The sequence below is a fragment of the Streptomyces sp. CB01201 genome, assembly GCF_002803085.1.
In the GTDB taxonomy this organism is placed as follows: Bacteria; Actinomycetota; Actinomycetes; order Streptomycetales; family Streptomycetaceae; genus Streptomyces; species Streptomyces hundungensis.
The window spans coordinates 109,823-133,012 of sequence record NZ_NNBJ01000014.1 but is presented as its reverse complement, the minus strand read 5'-3'; the positions used below and the strand labels follow the sequence as shown (position 1 = coordinate 133,012).

Sequence of the window (23,190 nt, the reverse complement as noted above, 5' to 3'; positions counted from 1 at the left end):
GGCCTCCGTATGAACACCCGCACCCGCACCACTCTGCTCGCCACCGCCCTGGTCCTGGGCCTCTCGGTGGCCCCGGCCGTCGCGGTCCCCTCTCCCTCGCCGGCCGGGGCCACCGCCCATCGCGCCGACACCGGACTCGACACCGCCGCCCTGCGCGCGGCCATCACGGGCGCGGGGAAGCCGGGCGCGGACGCGACGGCGGCGCTGGTCCGCGTCGGCGGCTCGGAGGGAAGCTGGCGCGACAGCGCCGGGGTTCACGACCTGGTGAGCGACGCCCCGGCGGACCCGAACGGACGCTTCCGGGCCGGATCGGTCACCAAGGTGTTCACGGCGGCGATGGTGCTGCAACTCGCGGGCGAGGGCAGGGTCGCCCTCGACCGCCCGGTGCGCGGCTACCTGCCCGACCTGATCCCGGCGGCCTACGCCGGGGTGACGGTCCGTCAACTCCTGAACCACACCAGCGGGATACCGTCGGACGACTCGCCCGACGACTCCCTGGAGTACCTGTACGCGCACCGCTTCGAGGCCAGCGACCCGGCGGACGTGGTGCGCGCGGCGACCGCGCGGAAGCCGGACTTCGCGCCCGGCACCGCGCAGCACTACGACAACATCGGCTACACCGTGGCCGGGCTGCTCCTGGAGCGGATCACCCATGACTCCTACGCCCATCAGCTCGCCGCCCGCATCGTGCGGCCACTGCGCCTCACGGACACCTATGTGCCCGGTGCGGATCCCGCCCTAAGGGGCCCGCACAACCACGGCTACCAGGTGTTCCCCGCGCCGGACGGCTCGACGGAGCTGCGGGACGTGACGGTGTGGGGCGCGGGCGACACCTTCGCGGCGGGGAACCTGATCTCCACCACGGCCGACCTGGAGCGCTTCACGGACGCCCTGTTCACCGGCCGGTTGGTGCACGGCGCTCAGCTCAAGGAGATGTTCACGCTGCCCGACCCTGCGGTGCGAAACCGGGAGACGGGCAAGCCGGCCGCTTACAGCGCGGGCCTGTCGATGAAGCGGCTCGGCGGCCGGAACGTATGGGGCAAGACCGGCGGCCGCTGGGGCTACAACACGGTGATCGCCGGCGTGCTGTCCCCCACCGGCACCCTCGCCCGGACCCTGGTCTACAGCGTCAACTCCACGGACGCGAAGGGCGCGGACATGAACCCCACCGCGATGAAGATCATGCTCGCAACCTTCGGCGCCCCGGACCCTTCCTGAGGCCCGGTCGCTCAAGTCCTGGCGCCCGCCGCCGTCAGGCCGGCACCGCCCCCGCTCCCCCATCGCCTCAAGGGCCCTGATCTTGCGCCGCACCACATACAGCGGGATCACGCCGAACTGCAGGCGATCCTCGCGAACCCGACGACCCAGATGTTGCGGACGGGGTCGCGCAGCACCCCGTAGAAGGCGACCGCGATGACGAGATGGGCGAAGGCGAGCCAGTCCGTGCCGTGAGGAGGAACGGACAGTCGGCGTCGGCGGTGTCGAGCCCGGCCCGCACCCGGCCGATCCAGCCGGTCGGCCCCGGCAGCCAGACGCCCGTGTTGAACACGTCTAAAAATCAGGGGACGGATCGGGGCCGGGGCAGGGGACCGGCACCGCGGACCCCTGCCCCGGCCCCCGGCCGCAGCCTCAGCACCCCCGCCTAGAGCCCCACGATCTCGTTCCAGCGCTTGGCGAACTCGACGCGCTCCTCGGAGGTGATGTCCCGGGCGATGGCGAGGCGCCTCCGCATCGCGTCGTCCGGGAAGATCAGCGGGTCCTCGGCGAGCTGGGCCTCCTCCTTGTTCTTCGAGGAGGCCAGGACCTCGCGGGCGGCCGGCACCGGGCACACGTAGTTGACCGAGGCGGCGAGTTCGGCCGCGACCTGGGGGTCGTAGTAGTAGTCGACCAGCGCCTCCGCGTTCGCCTTGTGGCGGGCCAGGTTGGGGATCATCATCGACTCCGCCCACAGCTCGGCGCCCTCCTGGGGCACCACGAACTCGATGTCGGGGTTGTCGGCCTGGAGCTGGAAGACGTCACCGCTGTAGGCCTGACAGGCCAGGACGTCGCCCTTGTTGAGGTCGCTGGTGTAGTCGTTGCCGGTGAAGCGGCGGATCTGCTTCTTCGCGACCTGCTTCTCGACCTGGTCGCACATCCGGTGGAAGTCGTCGGCCGTCCACTTCGTGATGTCGACACCCTCGCCCTGCATCAGGAGCGCGAACGACTCGTCGAGCCCGGAGAACAGTGTCACCTTGCCCGCGAGCCGCGGGTCCCACAGATCGTGGACGTGCTGGATCTCGCGGCCGAGCTTCTTCTTGTTGTACGCGATCCCGGTGATCCCGGACTGCCACGGGACGCTGTGCAGACGCCCGTTGTCGAAGGCGGGGGTGCGCAGCTGGGGGTCGAGGTAGCGGGTGACGTTGGGCTGCTTGGCGCGGTCCATCTGCTGCACCCAGCCGAGCCGGACGAACCGGGCGGCCATCCAGTCGCTGATGACCATCAGGTCCCGGCCGGTCTCCTGGTGGTTCATCAGGGCCGGGCTGATCTTCCCGAAGAACTCGTCGTTGTCGTTGATCTCCTCGGTGTACGTGACGGAGATCCCGGTGCTCTTGGTGAACGCGTCCAGGGTGGGCCGCCGGGAGGCGTCGTTGTCGTCGACGTCTATGTAGAGCGGCCAGTTGGCGAAGGTGAGGGACTTGTCGGCGGCCGAGCGGTCGCGCCCGGCCCGGTCGCCCGGTTCGACGTACGCCGCGGGGACCCCGCAGCCGGCCAGCGCGGCCAGCGCGGCACCGCCGCCGAGGGCGCGCAGCAGGCTGCGGCGGGACAGGGGGCTGGCTGCGGGGAACGCGGTCGGTCGCATTCCGGCAGGATGCCTCCCGCGTCCACCGCGTTCAATGGACGCTGCGTACAGCCCGGAGCCCCGAGCCAGACACCCTGTCGGGGCATGGCGGCGGGGCATGACGGCAGCGAAAAGGGGCGGGGGACAACTCCCCCGCCCCGGTGCGCCGTTCAGGCCGTGGCTCAGCCCTCGATGGACGTCATCACGTGCTTGATGCGGGTGTAGTCCTCGAAGCCGTACGCGGAGAGGTCCTTGCCGTAGCCGGACTTCTTGAAGCCGCCGTGCGGCATCTCGGCGACCAGCGGGATGTGGGTGTTGATCCACACACAGCCGAAGTCGAGGTTCTTGGACATCCGCATGGCGCGGGCGTGGTCCTTGGTCCACACCGAGGAGGCCAGCGCGTACTCGACGTCGTTCGCGTACTGGAGGGCCTGGGCCTCGTCGGTGAACGGCTGGACGGTGATGACCGGCCCGAACACCTCGTTCTGGATGATCTCGTCGTCCTGCTTCAGGCCGGAGACGACGGTCGGGGCGTAGAAGTAGCCCTGCTCGCCGACCCGGTGGCCGCCCGCCTCGACCTTGGCGTGCGCGGGCAGCCGGTCGATGAAGCCGGCCACCTGCTTCAGCTGGTTGGCGTTGTTGAGCGGGCCGTACAGCACGTCCTCGTCGTCCGGCTGCCCGGTCTTGGTCTCGGCGGCCACCTTGGCGAGCGCGGCCACGAACTCGTCGTGGATCGACTCGTGCACGAGCACGCGGGTCGCGGCCGTACAGTCCTGGCCGGCGTTGAAGTAGCCCGCGACGGCGATGTCCTCGACGGCCTTGTCGATGTCGGCGTCCTCGAAGACGACGACCGGGGCCTTGCCGCCCAGCTCCAGGTGGACGCGCTTGACGTCCTTGGCGGCGGACTCGGCGACCTGCATGCCGGCCCGTACCGAACCGGTGATGGAGGCCATCGCCGGGGTCTTGTGCTCGACCATCGCGCGGCCGGTGTCGCGGTCGCCGCAGATGACGTTGAAGACGCCCTTGGGGACGATCGCGCCGATGATCTCGGCGAGCAGGACGGTCGAGGCGGGGGTGGTGTCCGACGGCTTGAGGACGACGGTGTTGCCCGCGGCGAGCGCCGGGGCGAACTTCCAGACCGCCATCATCATGGGGTAGTTCCACGGCGCGACCTGCGCGCAGACGCCGACCGGCTCGCGGCGGACGATCGAGGTCAGTCCCTCCATGTACTCGCCGGCGCTGCGGCCTTCGAGCAGCCGGGCGGCGCCGGCGAAGAAGCGGATCTGGTCGACCATGGGGGGCACCTCTTCGGTGCGGGTGAGCTCAAGCGGCTTGCCGGTGTTCTCCGACTCGGCCGCGATCAGCTCCTCGGCCCGCTCCTCGATGGCGTCCGCGATCTTGAGCAGGACGCGCTGGCGCTCGGCGGGGGTGGCGTCGCGCCAGGCGGGGAACGCCTTGGCGGCGGCCGTCATGGCGGCGTCGACGTCCTCCTGGCCGGAGAGCGGCGATGTCGCATAGGGCTGTCCCGTGGCCGGGTTGACCACCTCGATGGTCCGCCCGTCGGCAGCATCGCGGAACTCTCCGTCGATGTAGTTGCGCAAACGACGCAGTTCGGTGGTCACTTCGCTGGCCTCCCGGTCCGATGTCCGATGGGTGAGACACCCCACCCTAGTCGGTGAGGTGACGCTTTCGACAGACCTACCGCCCGTGAACTTCGGATTCAGTTCTCTGGAGGTCACAGAACAACGAATTTCATCGCTTCGGGGTTGCGGGACGGACGACTCGGGTGCACAGTGGCTCCGTGGCCAGCCGAAGCACAGAACCCAGGATCGGGAACGGACAGTCCCCGTCGATCGACGCCGTCTCCCTGGCGATCATCGAGCAGCTCCAGGAGGACGGACGCCGTCCCTACGCCGCGATCGGCAAGGCCGTGGGCCTGTCCGAGGCGGCTGTGCGCCAGCGCGTGCAGAAGCTGCTCGACCAGGGCGTCATGCAGATCGTCGCCGTCACCGACCCGCTCACCGTGGGTTTCCGGCGGCAGGCGATGGTCGGCATCCGCGTCGAGGGCGACCTCGACCCCGTGGCGGAAGCGCTGACGGCCATGGCCGAATGCGAGTACGTGGTGATGACCGCGGGCTCCTTCGACCTGATGGTGGAGGTCGTCTGCGAGGACGACGACCACCTCCTCGAAGTGATCAACAAGAGGATCCGCGCCCTCCCCGGCGTGCGTTCCACCGAGAGCTTCGTCTATCTCAAGCTGAAGAAGCAGACCTATATGTGGGGAACCCGATAGCCGTGAGCAAGGACCTCAGCCAGACCGCCTACGACCACCTGTGGATGCACTTCACCCGCATGTCGTCGTACGAGAACGCGCCTGTTCCCACCATCGTCCGTGGCGAAGGCACCTACATCTACGACGACAAGGGAAAGAAGTACCTGGACGGCCTGTCGGGCCTGTTCGTCGTCAACGCAGGCCACGGCCGTCACGAGCTCGCCGAGACCGCCTACAAGCAGGCGCAGGAGCTGGCCTTCTTCCCGGTGTGGTCCTACGCCCACCCCAAGGCCGTCGAGCTCGCCGAGCGCCTCGCGAACTACGCGCCGGGCGACCTCAACAAGGTCTTCTTCACCACCGGTGGCGGCGAGGCCGTCGAGACCGCGTGGAAGCTGGCCAAGCAGTACCACAAGCTCACCGGCAACCACACGAAGTACAAGGTCATCTCGCGCGCGGTCGCCTACCACGGCACCCCGCAGGGCGCCCTGTCCATCACCGGTCTGCCCGCCCTGAAGGCGCCCTTCGAGCCGCTGGTCCCCGGCGCGCACAAGGTGCCGAACACCAACATCTACCGCGCCCCGATCCACGGCGAGGACCCGGTGGCCTTCGGCCGCTGGGCCGCCGACCAGATCGAGCAGGAGATCCTCTTCGAGGGACCCGAGACCGTCGCCGCCGTCTTCCTGGAGCCGGTGCAGAACGCGGGCGGCTGCTTCCCGCCGCCGCCCGGCTACTTCCAGCGGGTCCGCGAGATCTGCGACAAGTACGACGTGCTGCTCGTCTCCGACGAGGTCATCTGCGCCTTCGGCCGCCTGGGCACGATGTTCGCCTGCGACAAGTTCGACTACGTGCCGGACATGATCACCTGCGCCAAGGGCATGACCTCGGGCTACTCCCCGATCGGCGCCTGCATCATCTCCGACCGGCTCGCCGAGCCGTTCTACAAGGGTGACAACACCTTCCTGCACGGTTACACCTTCGGCGGCCACCCGGTCTCCGCGGCGGTGGGCCTGGCCAACCTCGACATCTTCGAGAAGGAAGGCCTCAACCAGCACGTGCTCGACAACGAGGGCGCCTTCTTCGACACCCTCAAGAAGCTGCACGACCTGCCGATAGTCGGCGACGTCCGCGGCAACGGCTTCTTCTACGGCATCGAGCTGGTGAAGGACAAGGCCACCAAGGAGACGTTCAACGACGAGGAGACCGAGCGCGTCCTGTACGGCTTCCTCTCCAAGGCGCTGTACGACAACGGCCTGTACTGCCGGGCCGACGACCGCGGCGACCCGGTCGTCCAGCTCGCCCCGCCGCTGATCTCCGACCAGAACACCTTCGACGAGATCGAGGGCGTCCTGCGTCAGGTCCTGACGGAGGCCTGGACGAAGCTCTGACCCGTCCCGCCCACGGCCCGGCCGCGCCCATCCGAGTGAGATGGGGGCGGCCGGGCCGCGTGCTGTCATGGCAGTCACACCCCAGTGCCTAGCGTGCCCAGTGACCGATCGGCCCTGCCTTCGTTCCCCCGTACGGGGAGCAGGAAATCTGATCTGAACCGAGGTGTGCACCATGGTGGCTCCGCCGGACAACGACGTGCTGTGGGCACGTTCCCTGCATCACTCCCACAGCGGCTCGCCCGCCCTGACCGGGGTCAGCGTGGAGGCCCGCGAGGGCGAGATCCTCGCCGTCGGCGGCCCGCGCGGCTCGGGCAAGACGACCCTGCTGCGCTGCCTTTCGGGCGCGGTCGTGCCGGACGAGGGCGAGGTGTGGTTCAACAGCGGGGCCGTGCACACCCTGGGCGCGGCGGCCCGCGAGCGGCTGCGGCGCGACCGGTTCGCCTGGATCGACCCGGAGCCCGCCCTGGTGCCCGAGCTGAGCGCCTGGGAGAACGCGGCCCTGCCGCTGCTGCTGCGGGGCGTCTCGCACCGGAGCGCGAAGAACGCCACCCTGGAGTGGCTGGAGCGCCTCGACATCGACACCTGCGCCAAGAAGCGCCCGCACGCCCTGCTCCAGGCGGAGCGCCAGCGCGTGGCGATCGCCCGCGCCCTGATCACCGAGCCGGCCGTGCTGTTCGCGGACGAGCCGACCGCGACCCTGCACAGCGCCGACCGCGCCCAGGTGCTGCGCACGCTGCTCACCGCGGCCCGCTCGCACCACATCACCACGATCATCGCCACCCATGACACGGACGTGGCCGCCCTCGCCGACCGCACGGTGGTCCTCGTCGACGGGCGACGCGTCAACTCCCGTGAGAACAGTGGTACTTCGCAAACGGAGGGTATCGCCGCGTGCTCGCTCTCCGTCTAGCCCGCGGTACCCACCCCCTGGTCCTGCTGCGCCGGCTGCTGGTGGCCGCCGCGTCCGCCGGGGTGGGCTTCCTGCTCCTGTGCACGCTCGGATACGCGGTCGGCCATTCCGGCAGTTCGGTGCTGCGGCTGCTGTGGTGCGCGGTGCCGCTGGCGGCGACCGTGCACTTCGCGGTCGCCGTCGCCCGCACCGACCCGAGCACCCGGCCGCGCACCGGGCTCTCCGCCGTCGGCCTGGGCCCGGCGCGGCTCGCCGCGATCGCCGCCGCGTCCACGGCGGTGACCTGCACCCTGGGCTCGGCGGTGGCGCTCCTGGTGTATCTGCATCTGCGCGGTGACATCGACGGGCTGCCCTTCGACGGCGCCGCCGCCGGACTGCTCGCCGCCGACGAGCCGATGCCGCTGGCCGGGGCCCTGACCCTGCTCGCGGTGCTCCCGGTGACGGCGTCCCTCGCGGCCGGGCTCGCCCTGCGCCCGCGCACCCAGCGCGCCGGACGCACCAGCGACCCGGTGCACCCCGAGGAGCCGGCGCCCGCACCGGCCGGACTGCCGTGGGGCTTCGCGCTGGTCGCGGCGGGCCTCGCGGTCGAGACGTACGCGAGCCGTGGCTCGCAGGGCGCCGCTTTCCCGATGCCGGGGCACCCCGGGGGCACCCCGGCCGGCGTCCTCGCCGGCTGGGCGATCACCGTGCTCGGCCTCGCCCTGGCGGGACCGGCCCTGGCCCACTTCTGCGGGCGGCTGCTCCAGCTGGCCCGGCCCAGCGCGGCCCGGCTGCTCGCGGGCCGGGTCCTGATGGCGGAGGCCCGGCGCATCGGGCGGCCGCTCGGGGTGGTGTGCGCGGTGGCCGCCGGGGCGATCGCCGCGGCCACCCTGTACGGCGACCGGGCGGGCCCGCACCCCTTCGGCCCGCTGACCGGGCTCGGCGCGGCCCTCGTGATGAGCTGCACGGTGGCGACGCTGCTGACCGCGGCCCTGGAGTCGCGCCATGCCCGCGCCCACACCACGGCGGCCCTGGTGTCCATCGGCACGCCGGTAGCAGTGCTGCGGACCGCCGCGTTCCTGCGGGCGGCGGCGCTGCTCGCGGTCCTCACCCCGCTCACGGTGCTCGTCGCGGAGGTCGCGGCGCTGCCGCTGCGGTAGGCGCCGCGGCGGGGCGAAGCCCCTACGGACCGGGGCTTTCGTGACGGGCGCGGGCCGGGTGGCCCGCGCCCGCGGACCCGCCCGGGGAGCCCGCACCGGGCAGCGCCTAGCATGTGGGCGTGCCGGAAGACGAAGCGAAGTTCCCTGCGGGCAACGACACCGAGATCGAATCACTGGCCGAGTTCGACGCGGCCGCCGAGCGGGGCGAACTCGCCGGGTACCGCGTCCAGTCGGTCGACCTGACCGGGCGTACGAGCGTCCTGCTCGGCGTCGGCACGGCGGGCGCGGTGTTCCTCGGCTGCGCGATGGAGCCGGACGCGGCCGCGAAGGTGCGGGCCGACGGGGCGCTGGTCTTCCCGCCCGTACCCGATCTGCCCTTCGACCCCTACCGCGGCGCGCTCTACTCCCCCACCGAGCTCTTCGAGGGGCTCACGCAGGGGTACGAGGGGACACCGGACGCCCTGTCGTACGACTGGTTCCAGCGGACCAAGGCGGACGGCGACATATTCTCCTCGATGCTGCGCTCGATCCACGACGACGCGATCTCGGACGCCCTCGACGAACTGCTCGTCGGGGCGCGGGTCGTGGGCGTGATGGGCGGCCACGCGATGGCCCGCGGCACTGCCGAGTACGAAGGGGCGGCCGTACTCGGCCGCACCCTGGCCCGTGCCGGGTTCACCGTGGCCACCGGCGGCGGTCCGGGCGCCATGGAGGCCGCGAACCTGGGGGCGTACGCGGCGCCCTTCGACGACGCGATGCTGGCCTCGGCCCTCCAACTCCTGGGCGGGGAGCCCTCGTTCAGGCCTTCGGTGTCCGCCTGGGCGCGCGCCGCCTTCGAGGTGCGGACGAAGTGGCCGCGCGGCGGCACCTCCGTGGGGATCCCCACCTGGTTCTACGGTCATGAGCCGCCGAACGCCTTCGCGGGCGCCATCGCCAAATATTTCGCGAACGCCACCCGCGAGGACGGGCTGCTCGCCCGCTCCAACGCGGGCGTCGTCTTCCTGCCGGGCGCGGCCGGTACCGTGCAGGAGATCTTCGACAACGCGACGCCGAACTACTACGAGTCGCGCGGGACGCCGACGCCGATGGTGCTCGTCGACCGGGCGCACTGGACAAAGGAGCTGCCGACCTGGCCGCTGCTCCAGGCGCTCGCGAAGGACCGGCCGATGGCGGCCCGGATCGCCCTGGTCGACTCGGTCGCCGAGGCTCCCGACGCGCTGGCCCGCATGTCGCGATAGCGCGGCGCATCCGGGACGGTCCGGAAAAGGGCCGACCTCCAGGCAACTCCCAAAGGGCGGTAAACGTCTGGTAAAGCGGAGTGGGGCGAACGAGTTGCCCCCGCCAGGAACGGAGTCCTCTGTGCTGCTCGGTCTGCTGACCGCCATCGCCGCCTCGGTCTGCTACGGCACGGGCTCGGTCCTGCAAGCCGTCGGGTCCCGCAAGTCCGCCCGGCGCGACGCGACCGCCGCCGACCGGACCCAGCACGGCGGGCCGAGCCTGTCGTCCACCGCCAAGGCCGCGATGACCTGGGAGTTCATCGTCGGTACGGTCCTCGACTTCGTCGGGTTCGGGCTCGGCGCGCTGGCGGCCCGGCTGCTCCCCCTCTTCCTCTCCCAGACGGTGATCAGCGCGAACCTGGTGATCACGGCGGTGCTCAGCGTCAAGCTGCTCGGCATCCGGCTGAGCCGTGCCGAGTGGACGTCGATCGGGGTGGTCTGCTCGGCCCTGGTGCTGCTCGCCTCGGCGGCGGGCCACGAGGGCAGCGGGCACACCGAGTTGGCCACGCACTGGTGGCTGCTGGCGGTCGCGCTCCTGCTGATGGCCGGGGGCACAGTGGTCGTACGCCTCCTGGGCTCGCGCGCCGCGATCCTGGCGGGGCTGCTGTCCGGGCTCGGCTTCGGTGCGCTCGGGGTGGGCGTACGGATCCTGAACGGCGTGGACCCCTTCGACGCCGGGGCCCTCCTGACCGACCCGGCCCTCTACGCGATCCTGGTCGCCGGAACCGGCGGGATGTATCTGCACACGGTGGCTCTCCAGATCGGCTCGGTGAACGGGGCGACGGCGGCGCTGGTGGTGGGCGAGACGGTGCTGCCCGGGGCGATCGGGGTGCTGTGGCTCGGGGACGCGTCCCGGGCGGGGCTCGCCTGGATGGCGGTCCTGGGGTTCGTCCTGGCGGTCGGCGGGGCGGTGGCGGTGGCGTGGTTCGGCACGCCCGACACGGCGGAGCCGGTGGCTCCGAAGGAGCCGGCCCGGGTCGGCTAGCGGGCCTCGGCCCCGCCCGCCCGTTGCCCGGGGTTGGTGGGCCCCGGCCCCGCGGGGCTCCGCCCCAGACCCCCGGAGGGGCTGCGCCCCTCGAACCCCCGCAGGGGGCGGAGCCCCCTGCACCCCCGTTCGGGGCTCCGCCCCGGACCCCGTTCGCGCCTGAACGGCGCTCGTCCTCAAACGCCGGACAGGCTGAAGTGCCCGATGCGGGCCAGCACCGAGGCCTTTAGGGGCGCGAGGAACTGCGCGAGCAACCACGCACGGTCCGCAGCTCAAACAGACCCAGGGGCGCGGGGAACTGCGCGACCAGCCAAGCACGATCCGCACCCGAACCAACGGGCCCGGGGCGCAGCCCCGGAAGCCGCCCAGCCCCACGCCCACCCCCGGAGGGTTGCGGGAAGGGGTGGGGAGGGGCAAAAACCGGCGTCCGGGGCAGCGCAAGCCACCCGCCCCCGCAGGCCAGGCCACCGCGACGCAGCCGCACAGCACGGAGCCTGAAGGGGGCGGGGGCGCGACCCCGCAGGACTGGGACCGAGGCTGCCGCAAACCCGCGGAGCCAGGCGCAAACCGGCCGCAAACCCTGCGGAGCCAGGCGCAAACCCCGCGGAGCCAGGCGCAAGGCCGCCACAAAGCCCGCAGAACCAGGGCCAAGCCCCACGGGCCGGGCCCAGGAGCGACGCGGGCCGCGGGGCTAGTCCTCCGCCAGCACCACGACCCCGCCCGCCGCGAAGGCGACCCCCACCCCGGAGCCAACCTCCGGCGCGGCCGCCAAGTCACACTCGGCCTCCAGCAACGGCCCCGCCCCGGGCCGCAGTCGGAGGGCCACGTGGTTGCCCCGGAACGTGCGCGCGACGACCTCGCAGGGCAGGCCGTCCCGGGAGGGGACGAGCCGGATGCCCCCGGGGCGGAGCAGCAGGCGCACCTCGCCCTGAGGGGAGCCGGGAGGAACCGGCACCTTCCCCCAGGGGGTGGCCGCCACCGCCCCCGTCACCGTCGCCGGCACCACGTTCTCGAAGCCCAGGAAGCGCGCCACGAACTCGGAGGCGGGGCGCTGCCAGACCTCCAGGGGCGTACCGGTCTGCGCGATGCGGCCGTCCCGCATCACCACGACCCGGTCGGCCAGGGCGAAGGCCTCGCCCTGGTCGTGCGTGACGGCCAGTACGGTCGTACCCAACTGGGCGAACAGGGAACGAAGTTCGACCACCAGACGCTCGCGCAGAGTACGGTCGAGCTGCCCCAGCGGCTCGTCCAGCATGAGGAGGCGCGGCGAGGGCGCCAGCGCCCGCGCGAGGGCGACGCGCTGCTGCTCGCCGCCGGAGAGCGCGGCGACGGCCCGCCGCTCGGCGCCGGGAAGGCCGACGAGGTCGAGCAACTCCCCTACCCGGGCAGCCTGTTCGGCCCGCGAAGCACCCCGCATGCGCAGCCCGAACGCCACGTTCCCGGCGACGTCGCGCTGCGGGAAGAGCTGGTGGTCCTGGAACATCAGGCCGAGCCCGCGCTTGTGCACCGGCACCCCGGCCTGGTCGGCGCCGCCGAGCAACACCCGTCCGGCGTCCAGGGGTTGGAGGCCCGCGACGACCCGCAGCAGCGTCGACTTTCCGCTGCCGCTGGGCCCGAGCACGCACACCGTCTCGTGGTCGGCGACCTCAAGGTCGACCGCGTCGAGCGCGGCCCGCTGTCCGAACCGTACGGTCGCACCGTCGAGCTTCAGCATCAGAACTCCCCGCCGCGGTCGGTCCGGATGCGTTCCAGGACGAGCAACGACACCGCGCACACCACCATCAAAATCGTGCTGAGGGCCATCGCCTGGCCGTAGTTGAGGTCGCCGGCCCGGCCGAGCAGGCGGGCCACCGCGACGGGCAGCGTCGGGTGGTCGGGCCGGGCGATGAAGACGGTCGCCCCGAACTCGCCGAGCGAGACCGCGAAGGCGAAGCCCGCCGCGACCAGGAGCGCCCGGCGCACCAGCGGCAGGTCCACTTCGCGCCAGGCCCGCAGCGGGGACGCGCCGAGCACGGCCGCCGCCTCGCGCAGCCGCCCGTCCACCGCGCGCAGCACCGGCAGCATGATCCGTACGACGAAGGGCGTGCCCACGAGCGCCTGGGCGAGCGGCACCAGGATCCAGGAGGTCCTGAGGTCCAGCGGCGGCTTGTCGAGGGTGATCAGGAAGCCGAAGCCTACGGTCACGGCGGAGACGCCGAGCGGCAGCATCAGGAGCGCGTCGAAGCTCCGCATGAGGCGGCCGGTGCCGCGCCGGGCGAGGGCGGCCGCCGCGAGCCCGCCGACGACGAGCGCGATGGCGGTGGCGGCGAGGGCGTACTGGAGCGAGTTCCCGATCGCCTCGATGGGCGGCACGAGGAAGCTGCCGTTGTCACCGGCGGCCTGGAGTGCCCGGTAGTAGCCGAATCCGTAGCCGTCGGGGGTGTCGAGGGAGCGCTGGACCAGGACGCCGATGGGCAGCAGGATCAGCAGGGCGACGACCGCCAGGACCGAGCCGAGCAGGACGCGTTGGGCGGCGCCGCGGGGCCGGCGTGCGGTCTGGGCGGGGTCCACGAGCTTCAGGGCGCTCTCGCGGCGGCGTACCGTCCAGGCGTGCACGGCGAGGATCGCGCCGACCGCCGCGAACTGCACGATCGTGAGGACGGCCGCGGTCGGCAGGTCGAGGAGTTCGGCGGTCTGGCGGTAGATCTCCACTTCGAGGGTGGAGAAGGTGGGCCCGCCGAGGATCTGGACGACACCGAAGGAGGTGAAGGTGAAGAGGAAGACCATGAGCGCGGCCGCGGCGACCGCCGGGCCGAGCGCGGGCAGCGTGACCCTGCGCCAGGCCGCGAGGCGGGACGCGCCGAGGACGCGGGCGGCCTCTTCCTGCCGGGGGTCGAGCTGGGACCACAGGCCGCCGACGGTGCGTACGACGACGGCGTAGTTGAAGAAGACGTGCGCGAGCAGGATCGCCCACACCGTGGTGTCCAGGCGCACGCCCCACAGCTGGTCGAGCAGCCCGCCGCGGCCGAGCAGCGCCAGGAACGCGGTGCCCACGACGACGGTCGGCAGCACGAACGGGACGGTGACGGCGGCCCGCAGGAGCTGTTTGCCGGGGAAGTCGAGGCGGGCGAAGACATAGGCGCCGGGCAGTGCGATCGCGAGGGTCAGCGCGGTGGAGGCGAGGGCCTGCCAGGTGGTGAACCACAGGACGTGGCCGATGTCCGGGTCGCCGAGTACTTCGGTGATCCGGCCGAACTGCCAGGCCCCGTCCGCCTTGAGCCCGCGGCCGACGATGGCGGCCACGGGCCAGGCGAAGAACAGCGCGAAGAACACGAGCGGCAGCGCCATGAGCGCGAACCGCATCCCGCCGCGGCGCAGCGCACCGCGCCGCGCCACCGCGTCCGCCCGCGCCTCGCCCCCGCGGCGGCCCGCCCCGGGGGCGTCCGTGTCGGGGCCGTTCGCATCGGGCCCGTCTACTTCAGGACGAGCGAGGACCACGTCTTGACCCACTGGTCACGGTTCTTGGCGATCTTGTCGGGCGCGACGGTCGTCGACTCCGTGATCTTCGTGCCGTACTTGGTGAACTCCGCGGGCAGCGCGGCGTCCTTGGCGACCGGGTCCACGAACATCTGGAGCGGCATGTCCTGCTGGAACTTCTTGGAGATCAGGAAGTCCAGGAGCGCCTTGCCGCCGGCCTCGTTCTTGGCGCCCTGGAGCAGGCCCGCGAACTCGGTCTGGCGGAAGCAGGTGCCGGTGGCGACGCCGGTGGGGGCCTCGGCCGGCTTCGGGTCGGCGTAGATGACCTCGGCGGGCGGGCTGGAGGCGTAGGAGACGACCAGCGGGCGGTCGCCCTTGGCCTTCTTGCCGCCGGCCGAGCCGGAGAAGTCCGTGTTGTACGCCTGCTCCCAGCCGTCGACGACCTTGACGCCGTTGGCCTTCAGCTTCTTCCAGTAGTCCTGCCAGCCGTCGTCGCCGTACGTGGCGACCGAGCCGAGCATGAAGCCGAGCCCCGGGGACGAGGTCGCCACGTTCTCCGTGACGAGCAGGTCCTTGTACTCGGGCTTGATCAGGTCGCCGAAGGACTGCGGCGGGCTGAGCTTCTTGTCCGCGAAGTACTTCTTGTCGTAGTTGACGCAGATGTCGCCGGTGTCGATGGGCGTGACCCGGTGCTTGTCCTTGTCCAGCTGGACGTCGCCGGGGACCCGGTCCAGGCCCTTGGCCTCGTACGGAGTGAAGATGCCGTTGTCGAGGGCGCGCGAGAGCAGGGTGTTGTCGACGCCGAAGAACACGTCGCCGCGCGGGGAGCCCTTGGTGAGGATCTCCTGGTTGAGGGCGGCGCCCGCGTCCCCGCTCTTGAGGACCTTGACGGTGTACCCGGTCTCGGCGGTGAACGCCTTGAGCACCGGGGCGGAGGCGTTGAACGAGTCGTGGCTGACGAGCGTCACGGTCTTGCCCCCGGACCCACTGGCCGTACCGGACGCCTTGGTGCCGTCCGATCCGCCGCAGGCCGCGAGCGTGGTGACCCCGAGGGCGGCGGCGAGCGCGCCGGCCGCGAGCCTCTTGGTACTGCGCATTTCTTCATTCCTCCTGGAGATGACCAGGAAGAGACGCGGCCCTGCCCGCACGACGCGGGGTCGTGCGGGCAGGGCGCAACAGCTTGAGTAATCGCCGAACTTCCTACCCCGAATGACCGGGGCAAGGTTCAGAGGGTCTGCGGTCCGTATCCCTTGCGGGTACCGCACTCTCAGCGCTGTGGCGCTCCCCTGTCGGAATATGCAGATGTTTCCAGCCAGGTTACACGGGCCCCCTGACCTGCCCCAGGCCGTTCTGCCCTTCGGACGACGGCCCAGCTGCGGACTACCGCTCGGAGGCGGCGAGCTGGCCGCAGGCCCCGTCGATCTCCTGGCCGCGGGTGTCGCGCACGGTGACGGGCACGCCGTGGGCCGCGATGGCCTCGACGAACGCCTTCTCGTCCTCGGGCCGCGAGGCCGTCCACTTGGAGCCCGGCGTCGGGTTCAGCGGGATGAGGTTGACGTGCACCCGCTTGCCCTTGAGGAGCCGGCCGAGCAGATCGCCGCGCCACGCCTGGTCGTTGATGTCCCGGATCAGGGCGTACTCGATGGAGATGCGGCGGCCGGACTTCTCGGCGTACTCCCACGCGGCGTCGAGGACCTCGCGGACCTTCCAGCGGGTGTTGACCGGGACGAGGGTGTCGCGCAGCTCGTCGTCGGGCGCGTGCAGGCTCACCGCGAGGCGGCACTTGAAGCCCTCGTCGGCGAAGCGGTGCATGGCCGGGACCAGGCCCACGGTGGAGACGGTGATGCCGCGCTGGGACAGGCCCAGGCCGTCCGGCTCGGGGTCGGTGAGGCGGCGGATCGCGCCGACGACCCGCTTGTAGTTGGCGAGCGGCTCGCCCATGCCCATGAAGACGATGTTCGACAGGCGGGCGGGGCCGCCCGGCACCTCGCCGTCGCGCAGCGCCCGCATGCCGTCGACGATCTGGTGCACGATCTCGGCGGTCGACAGGTTGCGGTCCAGGCCCGCCTGGCCGGTGGCGCAGAACGGGCAGTTCATGCCGCAGCCGGCCTGCGAGGAGATGCACATCGTCACCCGGTCCGGGTAGCGCATCAGGACGGACTCGACGAGCGTCCCGTCGTGCAGCTTCCACAGCGTCTTGCGGGTGGTGTCGTCGTCGCAGGAGATGTGCCGCACGACGGACATCAGGTCGGGCAGCAGCTCCTCCTGGAGCCGGCCGCGCGCGGCGAGCGGGATGTCGGTCCACTCCGCCGGGTCGTGCGCGTACCGCGCGAAGTAGTGCTGCGAGAGCTGCTTGGCGCGGAACGGCTTCTCGCCGATGGCGGCGACGGCTTCCTTGCGCTCGGCGGGCGAGAGGTCGGCGAGGTGCCGCGGCGGCTTCTTGGCTCCGCGGGGGGCGACGAAAGTGAGTTCTCCGGGCTTGGGCATGGTTCCTCAAGTGTCTCAGACGTACGGAAAAGGGCTCGCCGTCCTGTGGACGAAGAGCCCTTTACCGTTCAAAGCGATAAGAAAACGCAGGTCAGCCAGTTCCTACGAACACCGCCAACAGCAGCCACACCACCGGAGCCGTGGGCAGCAGGGAGTCGAGGCGGTCCATGATGCCGCCGTGGCCGGGCAGCAGCGTGCCCATGTCCTTGATGCCGAGGTCCCGCTTGATCATCGACTCGCCGAGGTCGCCGAGCGTGGCGCTCGCGGCGACCGCGAGGCCGAGCAGCAGGCCCTGCCACCAGGTGCCGTCGTCGATGAGGAACTGCATGCACAGCGCGCCCGCCACCATCGCGAACGACACCGCGCCGAACAGTCCCTCGCGGGTCTTTCCGGGGCTGATGCGCGGGGCCAGCTTGTGCTTGCCGAAGCGCCAGCCGATCGCGTACGCGCCCGTGTCACTGACCACGGTCAGGAGCAGGAAGGTGAGCACCCGCCAGGGGCCGTCGTCCGCGGTGAGCAGCATCGCCACGAACGTGGCGAGGAACGGCACGTAGAACGCGGCGAAGACGCCCGCGGTGACGTCCCGCAGGTAGTTCGCGGGCGGCTCGGTCATCCGCCACACGAGGACCGCGAGCGAGGTGAGCGCCATCGCCACCCACGCGCCCTCCGCGCCGCCGACGTACCCGGCGACCACCATCGCCGCGCCGCCGACCGCGAGCGGCACCAGGGGCGCCTTGATCTCCTTGCGCTCCTGGAGGCGGCTGGTCAGCTCCCACAGTCCGACCACGACGGCGACCGCGATGACCCCGACGAAGACGGCCTTCACGATGAACAGCGACGCGATGATGACCACGCCGAGACCGACGCCGACCCCTATCGCGGAACGCAGATCGCGGCCCGCCTTCTTCTTCTCCGGCTGGGCGGGCACGGGCGGCACGGGCGGAGGGCTTGCCATGGGCTCCTGCGGCGGCTCGTCGCGGAAGTCAGGGCCGCCCGGCAGAGCGGCCCCCGGATCACGTTCGCGGTCTTCGGCGCCTCGGCCGAGGTCGGGCACGACCGGCATCGGCTGTGTCCGCGACACCGGCGGGGCGTCATACGCATCGTATGCAGGCCCCGCCGGGAACGCCCCCTGGGAAGGCCCCTCGGGGGTTCCCCAGTATTCGGGTCTCGGCGGAGCCCCCCAGGAAGAGTCGTTCATCAGACCTCTAGCAGCTCGGCTTCCTTGTGCTTGAGCAGCTCGTCGACCTGCGCCACGTACTTGGCGGTGGTGTCGTCGAGCTCCTTCTCCGCACGGCGGACCTCGTCCTCGCCGGACTCCTTGTCCTTGACGAGCTTGTCGAGGGCGTCCTTCGCCTTGCGGCGCACGGCGCGGATCGACACCTTGGAGTCCTCGGCCTTGGTGCGCGCGACCTTGATGTAGTCCTTGCGGCGCTCCTCGGTCAGCTCCGGGAAGTTCACGCGGATGATGCTGCCGTCGTTGCTGGGGTTGACGCCCAGGTCCGAGTCGCGGATGGCCTGCTCGATGTTGCGCAGGGCACTCTTGTCGAACGGGGTCACGACCGCCATGCGCGGCTCCGGCACGGAGAACGAGGCGAGCTGGTTGATCGGCGTCAGCGCGCCGTAGTAGTCCGCCACGATCTTGTTGAACATCGCCGGGTGCGCACGGCCGGTGCGGATCGCGGCGAAGTCCTCCTTGGCGACCACGACGGCCTTCTCCATCTTCTCCTCGGCTTCGAGGAGGATTTCTTCGATCACCACTTGCTCCTGCATGTCTTGGGTGGGCCGGGAGGACTCAGTGCGATCTGAGCCCTTGGGCCCTGGATAACCAGCGTCTTTCCCTGCACGGTGTCCGACCGGCAGGGGATTGTCCATCCCCCGGTCAGGCCCGGGTGCCCTGGTCGCTCACGAGCGTGCCGATCTTCTCACCCTTGACGGCGCGCGCGATGTTGCCGGCCGTCAGGAGCTCGAAGACGAGGATCGGGAGGTTGTTGTCCCGGCACAGGGTGATCGCGGTCATGTCCGCGACCTTCAGGTCCCGGGTGATGACCTCGCCGTACTCAAGGGCGTCGAACTTCACCGCGTCGGGGTTGGTCCGGGGGTCGGAGTCGTAGACCCCGTCCACGCCGTTCTTGCCCATCAGCATGGCCTCGGCGTCGATCTCCAGGGCACGCTGGGCGGCGGTGGTGTCGGTGGAGAAGTACGGCATGCCCATGCCCGCGCCGAAGATCACGACGCGGCCCTTCTCCAGGTGGCGCACGGCCCGCAGCGGAATGTACGGCTCGGCGACCTGGCCCATCGTGATCGCGGTCTGGACGCGCGAGTCGATGCCCTCCTTCTCCAGGAAGTCCTGGAGGGCGAGGCAGTTCATGACCGTGCCGAGCATGCCCATGTAGTCGGAGCGCGCCCGGTCCATGCCGCGCTGCTGGAGCTCGGCGCCCCGGAAGAAGTTGCCTCCGCCGATGACGACGGCGATCTCCGCCCCGTCCCGGACGACTGCGGCGATCTCGCGGGCGATGTTGTGCACGACGTCGGGGTCGACACCGAGCCCCCCACCGCCGGCGAACGCCTCACCGGAAAGCTTCAGCATGAAGCGCCCGGCCACCTTGCCGTCATCGCGCTTGTGGTCGGCCGAGTGATCGGCCTTGGCGGCGTCCGCGCCCTGATTCATAGGGATCTCCTCGTGCACATACGAAGAAGGCCATTGCCGGTGGGTACTCGCGGTCCCTAGCGGCAATGGCCTCCTCGTCAGATCTGCCGTCGTCCGTCGCGTGCGCGGACGACTGCCTCAGACCCTAGCGGGGTCTAGTGTCGAACGCCGAACGGACTCAGATGCCGACCTTGATGCGCGTGAAGCGCGTCAGGGTGACACCCGCCTCCTTCAGGACCTGCTCGACGGACTTCTTGTTGTCCAGCGCGTACGGCTGGCCGAGGAGCGTGGCGTCCTTGAAGAAGCCGTTCACGCGGCCCTCGACGATCTTCGGGAGCGCGGCCTCGGGCTTGCCCTCGGCGCGGGTGGTCTCCTCGGCGACGCGACGCTCGGTCTCGACGACCTCGGCCGGAACGTCCTCACGGGTGAGGTACTTCGGCGCGAAGGCGGCGATGTGCTGGGCGACGCCCTTGGCGACCTCGGCGTTCTCCTTGTCGAGCTCGACGAGGACACCGATCTGCGGCGGCAGGTCAGGCATGGTGCGGTGCATGTACGCGGCCACGTAACCGCCCTTGAACTGCGCGAAGCGGTCCAGGACGATCTTCTCGCCGAGGTTGGCGTTGGCCTCGTCGACGAACGCCTGCACGGTCTTGCCGGCCTCGATCTCGGAGGCGAGCAGCGCGGCGATGTCGGCCGGGGAGGTGGCGGCGACGTGCTCGGCGAGCTTGGCGGCGACGGCCTGGAACTTGTCACCCTTGGCGACGAAGTCCGTCTCGCACTTCAGCTCGACCAGGACGCCGGAGGTCTTGTCCTCGGAGATGAGGGAGACGACGGCGCCGTTCTCGGCAGAACGGCCCTCGCGCTTGGCGACGCCCTTCTGACCCTTGATGCGCAGGGCCTCGACGGCCTTGTCGACGCTGCCGTCGGCCTCGTCCAGGGCCTTCTTGCAGTCCATCATGCCGGCGCCGGTGAGCTCACGGAGCTTCTTGACGTCAGCGGCGGTGTAGTTCGCCATGAGTCTGTGTTTCTCTCTCGGAGTCTAGAAAGATCTACGAAGATCTGCGGGGCTACGGGTCGACGGCGGGGGCTTGTGGCCCCCGCCGTCAACTACCGAACCTGTGGGTCCCGGTTAAGGGGTCAGGCCTGCTCGGCGTCCGCGGCCGGAGCCTCGGTGGCCTCGGCGGCCGGAGCCTCGGCAGCGGCCTCGGCCGGCTTCTCGGCCTCGGCGGCCGGAGCAGCCTCGGCCGCGGGGGCCGCAGCCTCGGCGGACTCCTCGGAGTCGGCCTTCTTCTCGCCTTCGAGCAGGTCGCGCTCCCACTCGGCGAGCGGCTCGCCGGCGGCCTTCTCGCCCGGCTTCGAGTCGCCCGTGGCGGCACCGGAACGGGCGATGAGGCCCTCGGCGACGGCGTCGGCGATCACGCGGGTGAGCAGGGTGACGGAACGGATCGCGTCGTCGTTGCCCGGGATCTTGTAGTCGACCTCGTCGGGGTCGCAGTTCGTGTCGAGGATCGCGACGACCGGGATGTGGAGCTTGCGCGCCTCACCGACGGCGATGTGCTCCTTCTTGGTGTCGACGATCCAGACGGCGCTGGGAACCTTCGACATCTCGCGGATACCACCGAGGGTCTTCTCCAGCTTGGCCTTCTCGCGCGAGAGGACCAGGAGCTCCTTCTTGGTGAGACCCGAGGCCGCGACGTCCTCGAAGTCGATCTGCTCAAGCTCCTTGAGGCGCTGCAGACGCTTGTAGACGGTGGAGAAGTTGGTCAGCATGCCGCCGAGCCAGCGCTGGTTGACGTAGGGCATGCCCACGCGCGTCGCCTGCTCGGCGATCGCTTCCTGCGCCTGCTTCTTGGTGCCGACGAACATGATGGAGCCGCCGTGCGCGACGGTCTCCTTGACGAACTCGTAGGCGCGGTCGATGTACGACAGCGACTGGAGCAGGTCGATGATGTAGATGCCGTTGCGCTCCGTGAAGATGAAGCGCTTCATCTTCGGGTTCCAACGACGGGTCTGGTGACCGAAGTGGACGCCGCTCTCCAGCAGCTCCCGCATCGTGACGACGGCCATGGCCGTACTCCTTGAGGTACTCGGTTACCGCGGCCGCCGGTCGGCTGCCGCGCCTGACGCCCCGTTGCGCCGTGCCCTGGACCCTGCGTGGGTTGAGGACCGAGAGGCGCGGCCGGCGATGGTGGTGAGACCGCCGGCGGGGCGTGCGAAGTCGATCCGGTCACCCGGATCGCCACAAGAAGTGTACGGGACCCGCACAGTGCCGGGTGACGGCGGTGAGCGGAACCCGGACCGGGCTGAGTCGCGGCGGTCAGCGGGGCCCGGACCGGGCTGAGTCGCGGTGCTGCACGGAACCCGGACTGGGCTGAGCCGCAGCGGTGAGCGGGACCCGGACCGGGCTGGGTCGACGGCGCTGCACGGAACCCGAACCGGGCTGAGCCGCAGCGGTGAGCGGGACCCGGACCGGGCTGAGTCGCGGTGCTGCACGGAACCCGGAGCCGTGCTGGCTCCCGGCGCTGCACGGGATCCGGACCCTGCCGGGTGACGGCGCTGTCCACAACCGGGGAGTTCTCCACAGCTACCGAGCAAGATCCACTCCGATCGCTCCCGCCCGGGACCCTGTTCCCCATGTACTTCCGCAGGCCCTTCATGTACTTCCGCAGGTTCCCCAAATACCGGCCACTTCTGCTGACCCTGACTGCCATGACCACCGCGGCGGCCTGGCCCGTCGTCCCGCCCACGGTGGTCCACCCCTGGGCTCCACCGTCCACGCCCTACGGCCCCGGCCACCGCGGCATCGACCTCGCCGCGCCTCCGGGCACCCCCGTCCGTGCCGCCGCCCCCGGCCGCGTCACCTTCGCGGGCCAGGTGGCAGGCCGGGGCGTCCTCACGATCACCCTGTCGGGCAAGGCACCCCCACCAGGGGGAACACCGCTGAGAACGACCTACGAACCAGTAAGGCCCGAGGTGAAGGAGGGCGAAGAAGTAACCGCGGGCGAGGTGGTCGCCACCACCACCGAAGCCCCCTCGCACTGCCCACAGGGCTGCCTGCACTGGGGGCTGAGAAGAGGCGACACCTATATGAACCCGCTCCTGCTCCTACACCGGGCCGCACGATCACGGCTGCTGCCGGTGGCGGGGGTGGTTGAGCCGGGGTGAGGGGGGTGGGGGGGTGTAGGGGGAGGGAGGCCCCCAGCCTCAGCCCCTGACGCCCGTCAGGGCCATGGCCACTGCCGCGTCCGCGATCGCGGCGGGGGATTCCGTCGGCGCCGCTTCGATGCGGCGGACCGCCGCATCGACGATGCCCTGGAGGAGGACCGCGGCCAGCCGGGGCTGGGCGTGGTCCAGGTCGGCCAGGGCTTCGACGATCATGGCGATGAGGCCGCCGTGGGCGGCGCGGATCTTTTCGCGGGCCCCGGCGTCGAGTTCGCTGGCCGAGATGGCGACCACGGCCCGGTGGCGCTGGTCGCCGACAAGGCCGAGCTGGTGGCGTACGTACGCCTCGACCTTGCCTTCGGGGGTGTCGGCCCGTTGCATCGCGCCTTCGATCTCGGCGGCCCACAGCGGGAAGTCGACGGCGCACAGTTCCTCGACGACCGCGGCGCGCGAGCGGAAGTACTCGTACACGGAGGAGCGGGCAAGGCCCGTGCGCTCGGCCAGGGCGGGGAAGGTCAGCGCTTCCGTTCCGCCTTCGGACAGCAGCGATCGTGCGGCGTCCAGCAGGGCGTCGCGCTGCATGGTGCGGTGCTCGGCCACGGAGGCCGCTCGGATCCTGGGCACTGCTCCACTTTACGGCCGGGCGCCGAAC

20 protein-coding genes and 1 pseudogene are annotated in these 23,190 nt (G+C 71.0%); 8 read left to right on the top strand and 13 right to left on the bottom strand.

Features of this window, described 5'->3' with window-relative positions; translation table 11 throughout:
• Positions 1–9 precede the first annotated feature (9 nt).
• Positions 10–1,218, top strand: a complete 1,209-nt coding sequence (locus tag CG740_RS27585; protein WP_100578050.1) for a serine hydrolase domain-containing protein — start codon at positions 10–12, stop codon at positions 1,216–1,218.
• A 60-nt stretch (positions 1,219–1,278) separates the two neighbouring features.
• Here the strand turns inward: CG740_RS27585 and CG740_RS41140 are convergent.
• From CG740_RS41140 to CG740_RS27570, 3 genes and pseudogenes are all read right to left on the bottom strand, one after another.
• A pseudogene (locus CG740_RS41140) lies at positions 1,279–1,549 on the bottom strand (hypothetical protein); the annotation flags it as partial.
• Between the two features lie 93 nt (positions 1,550–1,642).
• Positions 1,643–2,839: a polyamine ABC transporter substrate-binding protein gene (locus tag CG740_RS27575; RefSeq protein ID WP_199846592.1), complete on the bottom strand. Its 1,197-nt coding sequence runs from the start codon at positions 2,837–2,839 to the stop codon at positions 1,643–1,645.
• A gap of 161 nt (positions 2,840–3,000) precedes the next feature.
• Positions 3,001–4,440, bottom strand: a complete 1,440-nt coding sequence (locus tag CG740_RS27570; protein ID WP_100577980.1) for a gamma-aminobutyraldehyde dehydrogenase — start codon at positions 4,438–4,440, stop codon at positions 3,001–3,003.
• A gap of 179 nt (positions 4,441–4,619) precedes the next feature.
• Between CG740_RS27570 and CG740_RS27565 the strand changes: the two genes are divergently transcribed.
• The 6 genes from CG740_RS27565 (at position 4,620) to CG740_RS27540 (ending at position 10,786) form a co-directional block, all read left to right on the top strand.
• A complete protein-coding gene (locus CG740_RS27565; RefSeq protein ID WP_199827074.1) occupies positions 4,620–5,111 on the top strand; it encodes an Lrp/AsnC family transcriptional regulator in 492 nt (163 codons plus the stop codon).
• Complete coding sequence (locus CG740_RS27560) at positions 5,096–6,475, top strand: aspartate aminotransferase family protein (RefSeq protein ID WP_100577979.1); 1,380 nt, start codon at positions 5,096–5,098, stop codon at positions 6,473–6,475. Before CG740_RS27565 ends, CG740_RS27560 begins: the two co-directional genes overlap by 16 nt.
• 172 nt (positions 6,476–6,647) lie before the next feature.
• Entirely contained in the window at positions 6,648–7,385 is a 738-nt protein-coding gene (locus CG740_RS27555; RefSeq protein WP_100577978.1) for an ABC transporter ATP-binding protein, read from the top strand.
• Positions 7,367–8,524, top strand: a complete 1,158-nt coding sequence (locus tag CG740_RS27550) for a hypothetical protein (protein WP_100577977.1) — start codon at positions 7,367–7,369, stop codon at positions 8,522–8,524. The genes CG740_RS27555 and CG740_RS27550 overlap by 19 nt, the downstream gene beginning before the upstream one ends.
• Positions 8,525–8,643: 119 nt before the next feature.
• The gene (locus tag CG740_RS27545) at positions 8,644–9,762 is read left to right on the top strand and encodes an LOG family protein (protein ID WP_100578048.1); all 1,119 of its coding nucleotides are present in this window, start codon (positions 8,644–8,646) and stop codon (positions 9,760–9,762) included.
• A gap of 121 nt (positions 9,763–9,883) precedes the next feature.
• Positions 9,884–10,786, top strand: a complete 903-nt coding sequence (locus tag CG740_RS27540; RefSeq protein ID WP_100577976.1) for a hypothetical protein — start codon at positions 9,884–9,886, stop codon at positions 10,784–10,786.
• Between the two features lie 691 nt (positions 10,787–11,477).
• Here the strand turns inward: CG740_RS27540 and CG740_RS27535 are convergent.
• The 9 genes from CG740_RS27535 to rpsB all read right to left on the bottom strand — a co-directional run bounded on the left by CG740_RS27535 (position 11,478) and on the right by rpsB (position 21,443).
• Positions 11,478–12,500, bottom strand: a complete 1,023-nt coding sequence (locus CG740_RS27535) for an ABC transporter ATP-binding protein (protein WP_100577975.1) — start codon at positions 12,498–12,500, stop codon at positions 11,478–11,480.
• Positions 12,500–14,128, bottom strand: a complete 1,629-nt coding sequence (locus tag CG740_RS27530; RefSeq protein WP_100578047.1) for an ABC transporter permease — start codon at positions 14,126–14,128, stop codon at positions 12,500–12,502. The genes CG740_RS27535 and CG740_RS27530 overlap by 1 nt, the downstream gene beginning before the upstream one ends.
• A 110-nt stretch (positions 14,129–14,238) precedes the next feature.
• Positions 14,239–15,339 (bottom strand): thiamine ABC transporter substrate-binding protein, encoded by a 1,101-nt coding sequence (locus CG740_RS27525; RefSeq protein WP_100577974.1) that lies wholly within the window; start codon positions 15,337–15,339, stop codon positions 14,239–14,241.
• A gap of 283 nt (positions 15,340–15,622) precedes the next feature.
• Positions 15,623–16,729, bottom strand: a complete 1,107-nt coding sequence (rlmN, locus tag CG740_RS27520; protein ID WP_053729267.1) for a 23S rRNA (adenine(2503)-C(2))-methyltransferase RlmN — start codon at positions 16,727–16,729, stop codon at positions 15,623–15,625.
• A 91-nt stretch (positions 16,730–16,820) separates the two neighbouring features.
• The gene (locus tag CG740_RS27515) at positions 16,821–17,927 is read right to left on the bottom strand and encodes a phosphatidate cytidylyltransferase (RefSeq protein WP_100577973.1); all 1,107 of its coding nucleotides are present in this window, start codon (positions 17,925–17,927) and stop codon (positions 16,821–16,823) included.
• The gene (gene frr, locus CG740_RS27510; protein ID WP_053729268.1) at positions 17,927–18,484 is read right to left on the bottom strand and encodes a ribosome recycling factor; all 558 of its coding nucleotides are present in this window, start codon (positions 18,482–18,484) and stop codon (positions 17,927–17,929) included. The genes CG740_RS27515 and frr overlap by 1 nt, the downstream gene beginning before the upstream one ends.
• A 124-nt stretch (positions 18,485–18,608) precedes the next feature.
• Entirely contained in the window at positions 18,609–19,397 is a 789-nt protein-coding gene (gene pyrH, locus CG740_RS27505) for a UMP kinase (RefSeq protein WP_199846591.1), read from the bottom strand.
• 157 nt (positions 19,398–19,554) lie between these two features.
• On the bottom strand, positions 19,555–20,391 hold the full coding sequence (gene tsf, locus CG740_RS27500) for a translation elongation factor Ts (protein WP_100577971.1): 837 nt from the start codon (positions 20,389–20,391) through the stop codon (positions 19,555–19,557).
• A 122-nt stretch (positions 20,392–20,513) separates the two neighbouring features.
• Positions 20,514–21,443, bottom strand: coding sequence for a 30S ribosomal protein S2 (gene rpsB / locus CG740_RS27495; protein ID WP_100577970.1), 930 nt, complete (start codon positions 21,441–21,443; stop codon positions 20,514–20,516).
• Positions 21,444–22,085: 642 nt separating this feature from the next.
• Here rpsB and CG740_RS27490 point away from each other — a divergent pair.
• Positions 22,086–22,541: a murein hydrolase activator EnvC family protein gene (locus CG740_RS27490; RefSeq protein ID WP_234376513.1), complete on the top strand. Its 456-nt coding sequence runs from the start codon at positions 22,086–22,088 to the stop codon at positions 22,539–22,541.
• Positions 22,542–22,580: 39 nt separating this feature from the next.
• Here CG740_RS27490 and CG740_RS27485 read toward each other — a convergent pair whose 3' ends face one another.
• Positions 22,581–23,138, bottom strand: coding sequence for a TetR/AcrR family transcriptional regulator (locus CG740_RS27485; protein WP_100577969.1), 558 nt, complete (start codon positions 23,136–23,138; stop codon positions 22,581–22,583).
• Positions 23,139–23,190 lie beyond the last annotated feature (52 nt).